General features: G+C 65.6%; 9 protein-coding genes. 1 reads left to right on the forward strand and 8 read right to left on the reverse strand.

The features are described 5' to 3' along the window. The first annotated feature begins 157 nt into the window (after positions 1-157). Complete coding sequence (locus K8V11_RS04475) at positions 158-1,150, forward strand: asparaginase (protein WP_303911195.1); 993 nt, start codon at positions 158-160, stop codon at positions 1,148-1,150. An 8-nt stretch (positions 1,151-1,158) separates the two neighbouring features. Here K8V11_RS04475 and K8V11_RS04480 read toward each other — a convergent pair whose 3' ends face one another. From K8V11_RS04480 to K8V11_RS04515, 8 genes are all read right to left on the reverse strand, one after another. Continuing rightward, on the reverse strand, positions 1,159-1,353 hold the full coding sequence (locus tag K8V11_RS04480; protein ID WP_303911196.1) for a ferredoxin: 195 nt from the start codon (positions 1,351-1,353) through the stop codon (positions 1,159-1,161). Between the two features lie 114 nt (positions 1,354-1,467). After that, the gene (locus tag K8V11_RS04485) at positions 1,468-2,958 is read right to left on the reverse strand and encodes a DNA polymerase IV (RefSeq protein ID WP_303911197.1); all 1,491 of its coding nucleotides are present in this window, start codon (positions 2,956-2,958) and stop codon (positions 1,468-1,470) included. Between the two features lie 7 nt (positions 2,959-2,965). Further along, positions 2,966-6,148 (reverse strand): isoleucine--tRNA ligase, encoded by a 3,183-nt coding sequence (ileS, locus tag K8V11_RS04490; protein WP_303911198.1) that lies wholly within the window; start codon positions 6,146-6,148, stop codon positions 2,966-2,968. 361 nt (positions 6,149-6,509) lie between these two features. After that, entirely contained in the window at positions 6,510-6,767 is a 258-nt protein-coding gene (locus tag K8V11_RS04495; RefSeq protein ID WP_303911199.1) for a hypothetical protein, read from the reverse strand. A gap of 196 nt (positions 6,768-6,963) precedes the next feature. Further along, positions 6,964-7,899, reverse strand: coding sequence for a DivIVA domain-containing protein (locus K8V11_RS04500; protein WP_303911200.1), 936 nt, complete (start codon positions 7,897-7,899; stop codon positions 6,964-6,966). Positions 7,900-8,214: 315 nt separating this feature from the next. Further along, on the reverse strand, positions 8,215-8,517 hold the full coding sequence (locus tag K8V11_RS04505) for a YggT family protein (protein WP_303911201.1): 303 nt from the start codon (positions 8,515-8,517) through the stop codon (positions 8,215-8,217). A gap of 57 nt (positions 8,518-8,574) precedes the next feature. Further along, entirely contained in the window at positions 8,575-9,261 is a 687-nt protein-coding gene (locus K8V11_RS04510) for a cell division protein SepF (RefSeq protein ID WP_303911202.1), read from the reverse strand. 85 nt (positions 9,262-9,346) lie between these two features. Beyond that, positions 9,347-9,729 (reverse strand): alanine racemase (locus K8V11_RS04515; RefSeq protein WP_303911203.1); only part of this gene is annotated, 383 nt, incomplete at its 5' end.

A 9,729-nucleotide genomic window follows, 5' to 3' on the forward strand; every position in this document is an offset into this window, starting at 1 on the left:
TTCGTCTGGCGGAACCTCCGCCGTTTCGACCTAGCCGGATAACGAGCGGCCGCGGCGGGATGTTCCAACACTACTAGTTGGAAGTGTCCCATGAGGTTCCGCGACACGTCACATCTGTTACACCACTTTAGTAACAGTAATTCACTACAGTAACAATATGTCCGTTTCGCAGACCGCAGATTCCGCGCCCCTGATCGTCGTTTTGACCACCGGTGGAACGATCGCCTCGAGCACCGATTCCGACGGAGTCGTGAGAAACGACACCTCGCGCGGCGCGCCGCAATTGCCCGAACACCTCGCGACGCAACTGCCCGAAGGATTGCGCATCGACGCCCGAGAGGTGCTGTCCAAGGACTCCTCGCAGATGACCGATGACGACCGGCTTCTCGTTTGTCGCGCGATCGCGGCCGCCCTCGAAAATCCGGAGGTGACGGCGGTCGTCGTCACCCACGGGACGGACTCGCTCGCGGACATGGCCATGGCGGCCGACCTCTACCATCGCGATCCACGTCCGGTCATCATCACGGGCGCGCAGCGACCTGCGGACGACCCGGCCCCGGACGGGCCCGCGAACCTCTTCGACGCGTACCAGGTCGCCCTGTCCGAACCGGCTCGAGGACTAGGCGCGCTCGTCGTCTTCGGCCGGGCGATCATGCAGGCGCGAGGGGTCGCCAAATGGCACACGAGCGACGAACTCGGTTTCGCACGGAACGCACCCGAAGATGACGAGGACGCCCCAGAACGCCCGCTGACACTCCCTCTCCCGGCCGAGGGAACGAGCTGGCCACGCGTCGAATGCGTGTGGGCCGGTTCGGGCGCCAGCGCGACAGCACTAACGTCGTTGATCGACGACGGAATCGCGGGTTACGTCCTCGTGGCCATGGGGATGGGCAACCTCCCCTCGAAGGTGGCAGAGGTCGCCAAGGAACACGCGAACACTCCCTGCGTGTTGACCTCGAGCGTTCCTCGGGGCGCGGTAAATCCCGTCTATGGAGGCCCCGGCGGAGGGGCCGAGCTTTTGGATGCCGGCGCCATTGCCGGCGGATGGCTCCGCGCGGGACAGGCAAGGGTGGCGCTGGCCGCACTATTGGCCGACGACCCCGCGGCAACGCCCGAAACCTTGGCTCCCCGGTTCGCGGCGCTCTTGTAGGCGCCGCCTTACTCTTCGATGCTCAGCGCGGCCATCGGACACTTGGCGACCGCCTTGCGCACGCGCGCCTGCCGCTCCTCGGGCACTTCCTCCACTCGAACCTGAACGACCTCATCGTCGTCTCCCAGTTCGAACACCTGCGGCGCGAGTCCGACGCATACCGCCTGACCCTCGCAACGATCCTCATCGACTCGAACCTTCATGGCGCGCTCCCTTCTGAACGGGCATTCAACGTTGGACATTGAAAGCCAGATTGTCTAGACATCGTAACGCAAATTGTCCAACCACTGTTGCCTACGACACAGATTGGGGTGCGACTATTCTCCGCTCGCCTCTCCGGGCAGGTCGGTCCACGCGAGCGAGTCGAGAGGATCTGCAGCGGCGAGGTCGGGGTCGTCGGCGCGCAGACTCCGAGCCTTCCCCGGGCCGGTGACCCGGGTCTCGAATCGGACGGAGACCCAGCCGTGTCCGGCGCCCTGGACCCAGCCGTGTCCGAAGTCGGGATGGCGCACATCGTCCCCTGGACGCCACCTGTCTCCGGCGTCCTCGGTGGAATTCTCCGCAGCGTGCTCCTCGGCGCCGGATGCCTTCGAAGCGGCCGCCGCATCCTCTGCGGCCGACTCGCGGGGCGGGTCCATCGGTTCGGGAATGTCGGACGTCTCGTCGCGCTGCGCACCTCCGACGTCATTTCTAGGGAGTGCAAGCGTGGCGGACTCGAACAGGCTCGGCTGGGCGACAGAGGTCAGCCCGGAGAGCGACACCCCGACGAGCCGCACGGCACCTACCTCGCGTGGGTCGGGGGCGAGCGCGCGCGCCACCGCGGTGATTGTGTCGAGCTCCTCGGTCGCGGTGTTCATCGTCGACGAACGGGAGATGATCTGGAAGTCGGTGAGCTTGATCTTCACCGTGACCGTCCGCGCGAGCCGGCCGTCACGGAGAAGCCGACGGTGCGCCGCGGCGGAGGCCTTGGCGATCGCCTCGCCGATCTGCTCGGGCGAGCGCAGGTCCGTGGCGACGGTGAATTCGCTGGAGATCTGCTTGGCGATGTCCGGTTCGTGTACCGGCCTCGGGTCGTTGCCGCGCGCCATCGCGAGCATCGCTCCGCCGAGCGCGTTACCGAGCGCCCCGGTGGCGTCCGAGGCGCTCATCTCGGCAAGATCACCCACGGTTGTGACGCCGTACAGCGACAATTTCTGGCCCGCCACAGGCCCTATCCCCCACAGGGAACGCACGGGAAGCGGGTAGATAATCTCCTCGTGCCGAGCCGCGGGCACGACGAACGTACCATCGGGTTTGGCCAGGTCGGAAGCTATTTTCGCGTACTGTTTCCCGGCGCCCGCGCCGACCGAGGCGGGTAGGCCGGTCTCTTCGCGCACCGCCTCGCGAAGGCGGGCGGCGAACGCGCGCACCTCGCCAACTGTGGCGCCGGCGAGCTCCGGGGGCTCGCCGTAGCCCTCGTCGATGGACAGTTGCTCCAGCACCGGGAAGAAGCGGCGGATGATCCCGAAAACGCGTCGGCTCGCGGCCGAATAGATCTCGCGCCGCGGGGGAAGAACGACCGCTGATGCGCCGACGGCGCGTCGCGCCTGCCCGATGGGCATGGCGGAGCGAGCGCCGAAGCGCCGCGCCTCATAGCTCGCGCCGGCGACGACCCCGCGCCCGCCGAGCCCGCCGACCAGCACGGGCCTTCCGGCGAGCGTTGGGCGAGCAAGCTGCTCGCACGAGGCGAAGAACGCGTCCATGTCCACATGCAACACCCACCGCGCCTGACGCAGCCCGTCCGGCACGGTGGGTGGGGTTCGATCCATGGGCTTGCTAAGCCTTTCGCAGGCTCAGCCGAACACCTTCGGACAGGTCCGTGACCCCCTCGGCGCCGTCGGGCAGCGAGGTGCCGACCGCAATCGAGGTGGCGAGCACCTCGTTGGCGATGAGATCGGCGTGGGTGCGGGCCCATTCCAATCGGTCCTCGGGCACTTCGAGCGCGATCGAGATGCGGTCTGTGATCTCCAGCCCCGCCCCACGGCGCGCTTCCTGGATCTCGCGGATGCGATCGCGTGCCCAGCCCTCGGCCTCCTGGTCAGCATCGACGCTGAGGTCGAGGGTGACGATGCCGCCGTCGGCGGTCAGCGGCTGCGTCGAATCCGGGTCCTGGACCTGCATTCGCTGCTCGAACTCGTTCGGCAGGAGCTCGATGTCGCCGGCCCACAGCTTCTCGCCGTCAAGCGTCCACTCCCCCGACTTGAGCGCCTTGATCGCCTGCTGAACCTGCTTGCCGAGTCGCGGACCGGCGACGCGGGCGTTGCACGTGAACTCGAAGCGGCCGTAGGAGGCCACATCCTCGGTGAGCTCGACCTCCCGGACGTTGATCTCGTCGGCGATGATCCCCGCGAAGGGCTCGAGCCGCTGCGCCCCCGGCATCGCTACCGTGAGTTTCTTCAGCGGCAGGCGCACGCGAAGGTGCTGCGCCTTGCGCACCGCCGAGGCGGCCGAAACCACGCGGCGCACGGCGTCCATGGAATCGACGAGCTCGTCGTCCGCAGGGAAGTCCGCGGGCTCCGGGAAGTCGGTGAGGTGCACCGACTCCTCGCCTGTCAGACCCACCCAGATCGTCTCGGTGAGCATCGGCAGCAGCGGCGCGGACACCCGCATGAGGGTTTCGAGCACCGTGTACAGCGTGTCGAAGGCGTCGACGGAATCCTGCCCGGACTCCTCCCCTGCCCAGAACCGTGCACGCGAGCGCCGCACATACCAATTAGTGAGCGTCTCGGCGACGTCACGAACGACCGCGCACGCACCGGCGAGGTCCGTGCGCTCGTACGCCACCTTGATCTCCGTGATCGCCCGGTTCATCGTCGACAGGATGTAGCGATCGAGCACATTCTGCGAATTGGTACGCCACGTCGCCTTCTGCGAGGCGTACAGCTGGAAGAACCCGTACGAGTTCCACAGCGGCAGCATCGCCTGGCGGACACCCTCACGGATCCCCTGCTCCGTGACCGAGAGATTCCCGCCGCGCAGAATCGGCGAGGACAGGAGGAACCACCGCATCGCGTCGGAACCGTCCCGGTCGAACACCTCGTTGACGTCGGGGTAGTTGCGCTTGGACTTGGACATCTTCTGCCCGTCGTCTCCGAGCACGATTCCGTGCGCGGCGACGGTCAGGAACGCCGGCCGATCGAACAACGCGGTGGAGAGCACGTGGAGGTTGTAGAACCAGCCACGCGTCTGGCCGATGTACTCGACGATGAAATCGCCCGGGTTGTGGGTGTCGAACCAGTCCTTGTTCTCGAACGGGTAGTGCACCTGCGCGAACGGCATCGAACCGGACTCGAACCAGCAGTCGAGAACCTCCGGCACGCGGCGCATCATCGACTGGCCCGTCGGGTCGTCCGGGTTCGGGCGCACGAGCTCGTCGATCGCGGGGCGGTGCAGGTCGGCAGGGCGCGTGCCGAAATCGCGTTCCAACTCGTCGATCGAACCGTACACATCCGTGCGCGGGTACTCGGGGTTGTCCGAAACCCATACGGGGATCGGCGCACCCCAGTAGCGATTGCGCGAGATGTTCCAGTCCCTAGCGCCCTTGAGCCAGTTGCCGAATTGGCCGTCACGGATGTGCTCGGGCTCCCAGCGGATCTCCTGGTTGAGTTCCACCATGCGGTCGCGGATCTTCGACACGTCGACGAACCATGAGGGCACCGCCATGTAGATCAGCGGCTGCCCCGAACGCCACGAGTGCGGGTAAGAGTGCTCAATCGTCTCGTGCCGGATGATCTTGCCCGCTGCACGCAAGTCGCGCGAGATCTGCGGGTTCGCGTCGAAGATCAGTTGCCCCTCGTACGGAGGCACCTCTGCGGTGAACTTACCGTCGGGTCCCACGGGGATGACCAGTTCGATGCCGGCCTCCGAGCACGTTTCCATGTCCTCTTCACCGAATGCCGGCGCCTGGTGCACGATGCCCGTGCCGGATTCGGTGGTGACGTAGTCGGCGAGAAGCACCCGGAAAGCGTTCTCGTGCCCGGCGAAGAAATCGAACGGCGGGTCGTAGGTGAGTCCGGCGAGTTCGCGCCCCTTCATGGTGGCGAGGACCTCGGCGTCGGCGCCGAACTCCTTCTCGTACACGTTCACGCGCGCCTCGGCGAGGACGAACTTGCGACCGGCGAAGTCCCCCTCCGCCGGCGCGAGCACGACGTAATCGATGTCGGGGTGTACCGCCGCTGCAAGGTTCGACGGCAGCGTCCACGGGGTCGTCGTCCACACGAGGGCCTCGGCCTCGTCCAGCGCCGAGCCCGCCTCCGCGCCGTGCAACGGAAGAGACACGGTAACCGCAGGGTCCTGGCGCATCTTGTAGGCGTCGTCGAGCCGGGATTCCTGGTTCGACAGCGGTGTCTGCTCGTACCACGAGTACGGAAGCACGCGGAAGCCCTGGTAGATCAGGCCCTTGCGGTTGAGCTCGGCGAACGCCCACATGACCGATTCCATGAACGTGATATCCAGGGTCTTGTAGTCGTTCTCGAAGTCGACCCAGCGGGCCTGCCGCGTGACGTAGTTTTCCCACTCGCCGGTGTACCGGAGCACCGAGGACCGGCAGTAGTCGTTGAACTTGGCGATGCCCATGTCCGTGATCTGCGACTTGTCGGTGATCCCGAGTTGCCGCTCGGCCTCGAGCTCGGCTGGAAGGCCGTGGCAGTCCCAGCCGAACCGGCGATCGACTCGGTATCCGGCCATCGTGCGGTAACGGGGAACCACGTCCTTGACGTAACCGGTGAGAAGGTGGCCGTAGTGCGGGAGCCCGTTGGCGAACGGCGGTCCGTCATAGAAGACGTACTCCTCGGCATCCTTACGGTTCTCCAGAGACTTTTGGAAGGTGCCCTCGGCCGCCCATTTTTCGAGAACAGTTCGTTCGACGGCGGGGAAAGAGGGCGATTGCGCGCCGCTGCCGCCGGTCAGATCGGCGAGCGGGTAGACGCTGCCGGCCCCGGCCACGGAATCATCAGACATATTCGGTACTCCTTGAAAACAATCGTCCCCGTGGGGACATCGACGTTGCTTTCGCGGGGACGAACACCTCCCGGTGCCGCGGTACCACCCCGCTTGGCCTTCCGCTTCCGGGAGATTCCCGGAGTGTCCAGCCCTCTCTGGCGAGCTGTGTCGGGCTCGTCCCGTCCGGTTCTACTGAGCACGGCGCGCGTGCGGTTCTTCCGGATCGCTCCCCGGTGATGGCCGGATCGTCGCGAACAACTTCACTTGTCTTGCGTACTTCACCAATGGCCGATGCAAAGCGCATGCAGCCGTGGGTTCCGAGCTTACTACTGGAAACCCTGCGGGAGGAATTTGTGTTCCCTGTGCAGTAGCGGTGAGGCTACCGCCCCGGCCATGATCGACCCGGCGATTGCCCGTCACCCGCCCCGCGACCGCCTTCATCGTCTCCGGCGTGGCGGGTTTCGATATCGAGCCTTCGTCGCTTGAGTACCGTCCGCACCCAGTCGACGAAGAGAAGCACCACGCCGAGCACCCCGGCGATAATGCAGATCCACGCGAACGCTATCTGGCCGGTGGCCACGGCAATCACGAGCGCGGCGAATCCCGCGACGGTCAGCGCCAGCGCCGCGATCAACATGCGAAAACCCTTCCGATGACGTCGGAGTACCTGTCACAACAAACCTACCGCAGTCACCGTGGTGCGGAGCCGTGTTCGGATGTTCGCGTGTTCGCGCGGAACGACAACTCGCGCCCGTCCGAACATGGCGAAAGCCCCTGCCGGAACGCGTGGTCCGTGCAGGGGCTCTCGAGTGCCGAATCGGTCTCGGCCGGGCTTACTTGTCGGCGGAGTGGCTTCCGCCCTGCGGGCTGCTGGCGCCACCGTCGTTCTTGGTGGTGGTCGACGTGGACGTCGTCGTAGATGACGTCGACGTTGTCGGAGCAGCCGCGCGGCCGGTGGCGGGTGCGTCTGCCGGCTCCGCCGATCCGGTCTTGCCAAGCTCGGAGAGCTGGCTCTCGAGGTAGGCCGTCAAACGGGAACGGTACTGCTTCTCGAAGGTGCGGAGCTGGTCGATACGGCCCTCGAGAACGCCACGCTGCTGGTTGATCGTGGCCATGATCTCGGTGTGCTTGCGCTCTGCATCTGCCTGAAGCGCGTCGGCCTTGGACTGCGCATCGCGGATCTGTGCCTCGGACTTGCCCTCGGCGTCCTTGACGATTGCCTCGGACTTCGCCTTGGCGTCCGAGAGCAGGCGGTCCGCCTCGGTCTTGGCGTCGCCGACGAGCTTGTCGGACTCCGAGCGGGCATCGCCCACGAGCTTGTCCGAATCGGTGCGCGCCTTGGTGACGAGTCCGTCGGACTCCTTCTTCGCCTCACCCGTGAGGCGATCGGCCATCTCCTGTGCCATCGCGAGAACGCGAGCGGCGCGGAGGTGCGTCTCCTGGTTGGCGAGCTCGCCTTCGCCCTCGCCGGACTTGGCCGAGGCGAGAGACGGCGTCGCTGCGGCGGTAGCAGCAGCCGACTTGGGCTCCGGCTTCGCGGCGGGAGCGGACTCCTGCGCGGCGGAACCGCCGCTCTTCTTCGCGGACTCTAGGTCGCTCGCGAGTTCGTCTGCACGTGCGCGCAGATCTTCGTTCTCTTCTACGAGCCGGCCGAGCTCTTGCTCAACCAGATCGAGAAACTGATCGACCTCATCTTCGTTGTAACCGCGCTTCCCGATGGGAGGCTTGCTGAAGGCAACGTTGTGGACGTCAGCTGGAGTCAACGGCATGTGATTCCCCTTGCGCTTGTCGAGACAGCCCCGGCTCCGCCGGAGGGGGCTTTCCTTTCATGCCGCCCGAGCTTAGAGCCGCTGCCCGGCTGCCCGACACCTGAGAGGAACGGCTTCGCGTAAAACGAAGTAATCCGAAACCTCTCCCGTTGCCGGAGCACCCAAGTCGCGTGGGCGGTAATTCCTTACACGTTCTTTTCTACCTTATCGGCGGCACAACTGATAACAATTCTTGACGCAAATATCTTTGCGTCACATGTTTTACCCGATTTTCCGGACGTTTTCGCGGCGCAGCGGCCAGATACCGCGCCTCGATCACATCACTGCCGGGATGAGACCCCGCAGAATGATCTGCTGCAAAACGATAATTCCGATGAACAACACGATCACGGACAGGTCAAGAGCGACCGCCCCGAGGCGGACCGGAGGGATGAGCCTCCGGAGTGCCTTGACCGGCGGGTCGGTGATCGTGAACAGAATCTCGAAAATCACCGCCATCACCCCGGAGGGGCGCCAGTCTCGGGAGAAGGACTGGATCATTTCGACGATGATCCGCGCGAGCAACAGGAACCAGAAAATCTGGAGTGCCCACCACAACAGCCAAAGTAGAGTTACCACAGTGCCCTAGTGTAACGATCCGTTGAGCTGAACCGCGTAGCCGGTTGCAGGGCGGCCCTAGCGGCGAAACGCACGGTTGGCTTCGTCGCGGATCTCGGCCTCGGTGAGGTCGAGCCCGGCGGGAGCCATGAAGAACGTGCGCTCGCGGTCGGCCAGCTTGTGCATCTTGCCGTCGAGGGCAACGACGAGACCGGCCGAGAAGTCGACCATGCGGCGGGCGTCCGCGTTGGACATCAGCGACAGGTCGAGAACGACCGGCTTGTCCTCACGGAAGTGCACGCCGACGCTCTTGCCGTCGCCGTAGCCGCGGGGACGCTCGAGAACGGTCTCGGGGCGGACGACGAGCCCGTCGTCGTAGTCCTCGAATTCCTCGACCTCGGGCTTGAGTGCGACGGAGCCGCGAACCGGCGCCATCGAACGGGTGGTCGGCGCATCGAAGGCGGCTTCCTGCTGCGCGGCCGCGCGGTAGCGGCGCGGACGCTCGACCATGACGTCGGCCTCTTCACGCTCGAAGCCGCCCGCGCGGATGTCGTCTGCGTACTCGACGCCGTAGCGCTCGGCACGGTATCCGGAAGGGCGAGAATGGGAGATTCCACGCTCGTCCTCGTGCAGTGCATGCGCGTGGCGTGCACCCGGGGCGTGGAAATCGCCCGCCTCGTATTCGTCTTCGAAGTATTCCTCGCCCGCGGCAAGGGCGTCCGGGTTCATTCCGAAGAAGTCCTTGACCTTGTCAAGTGTGCTCATAGGAGTCCTCGATCGTCGTAGGGTTCTGGCTCGGAGTTGGCACGTGCACCGAGCACGAGACCCCTCCCCACATGTACTTACTGAGTCACAGTATTGGTCTCGGACCCAAGATCGACGTTCCGACACGCACGCACGTAGAGCCCGCGAAAATTGCCGATTCGAGGTCACCGGACATGCCCGCGGAGAACTCCGTGGCCGCGGAATGGCGGGTGCGCAGCTCCTCCCGGATCCTGGCTGCCTCCTCGAAGTGGCGGGCGGGTTCGCCTTCGAGGGGCGGAACGACCATCAGCCCGCCGAGCTCCAGCCCCGGAAGCTCGGCGACCCGGTCGCAGACACGGTGGAATTCGTCCCGGCCGACGCCGCCCCTCCCCGAGTCCCCATCGAGGCTTAGCTGGACCAGACACCGGAGTCCCTCGATACCCGACTCCTCGATCTCGCGGGCGCGGCCCCGGGAGAGCCCCTCTGCGA

The sequence above is a fragment of the Dietzia timorensis genome (genome assembly GCF_020742175.1).
GTDB classification, from domain to species: Bacteria; Actinomycetota; Actinomycetes; order Mycobacteriales; family Mycobacteriaceae; genus Dietzia; species Dietzia timorensis_A.